Source organism: Actinomyces sp. HMSC065F12 (assembly GCF_001814535.1).
GTDB classification, from domain to species: domain Bacteria; phylum Actinomycetota; class Actinomycetes; order Actinomycetales; family Actinomycetaceae; genus Pauljensenia; species Pauljensenia radingae_A.
This window is the reverse complement of record NZ_KV817010.1, coordinates 1-1,191: the sequence shown is the minus strand read 5'-3', so window position 1 is coordinate 1,191 and position 1,191 is coordinate 1. Positions and strand designations below refer to the sequence as shown.

Annotated in this window: 1 protein-coding gene; it reads left to right on the top strand. The window is 51.7% G+C overall.

Features of this window, described 5'->3' with window-relative positions; all coding sequences use genetic code 11:
* Positions 1–26: 26 nt before the first annotated feature.
* Positions 27–1,191 (top strand): site-specific DNA-methyltransferase (locus HMPREF2975_RS08170; protein WP_227469337.1); only part of this gene is annotated, 1,165 nt, incomplete at its 3' end.

The following is a 1,191-nucleotide window of genomic DNA, read 5'->3' as shown; positions in this document are numbered from 1 at the left end:
TCTCCCGCCATGACAAATGGCTATGCATGATGTATCCAAGGCTTCGCCTGCTCCAACGCCTGCTCGCACCAACCGGAGCCATCTTCATCTCGGTCGATGACAATGAAGCAGCCAACCTCCGCCTCATCTGCGACGAGATCTTTGGTCTCGCATGCTTTGTTGCCGATATAGCCGTGGTGAACAACTGGAAGGGTCGTAGCGACGCTAAGTATGTCGCTACCGCCCATGAACATCTCCTCTTCTATCGTGGAGTCGATTTCATCACTCGTGGCGTTCCATTGCCCGAGGAGTACGTCAAGGATTACCGGCATGAAGATGAACATGGAAGGTATCGTGAACTAGGTCTCAGGAAACGCGGCGCAGGGGCAAAACGCGAAGATCGACCCAACATGTACTACCCGTTTTCATATAACCGCAAAACTGGTGAACTCAAATTGGGTAACTCGCAGTCAAAAGAAGAAATCGAAATTTATCCACGCTTGTCCGATGGAACCGACGGGCGATGGCGCTGGGGTCGGGAAACTGCCCGAGAACGAATCGGCGAGTTGACGGTAAAGAAGGTTCGCGGTCGTGACGAGTTCGACGTTTTCCAAAAGGATTATCTAGATCTTGGTGGAGTGAGACGCGCCAAGCCTAAATCTGTTTGGATGGGTTCCGAGTTTTCGGCAGAGACCGGCACACTTCAGGTCAAAAAGATATTTGGGCGGCGTGATTTTGACACACCTAAGCCAATTGAGCTGATTCAGCTTTGCCTCGAACAGGCAACAAACAAAGATTCCATAGTCTTGGATTCCTTTGCTGGATCGGGAACAACCGCCCATGCAGTGCTTGCCACAAATCAAGCAGACAATGGAAGCCGAAAGTTTATTCTGGTCGAACTTGGAGACTACGCAAACGAAGTCACAGCTGAACGCGTAAAGCGAGCCATCGAGGGGTACGGCTCTGGCAAGAATAGGACAGGAGGTACGGGAGGTGACTTCTCCTTTTATGAGCTTGGCGCGCCGCTTCTTGTTGAGGGTGATTTGAATCCTGATGTTCCTCTTGAGCGGGTCCGTGAGTATGTGTGGTTCACCGAGACAGGGCAGGCGTTCTCGAATCCGACCAGTGCTCATCCGTATTTCTTAGGACGGCATGAGGATGCGTCGTTGTTTTTCGTGTATGAGCCGGATCGGGCAACGGTTTTGGATCGTG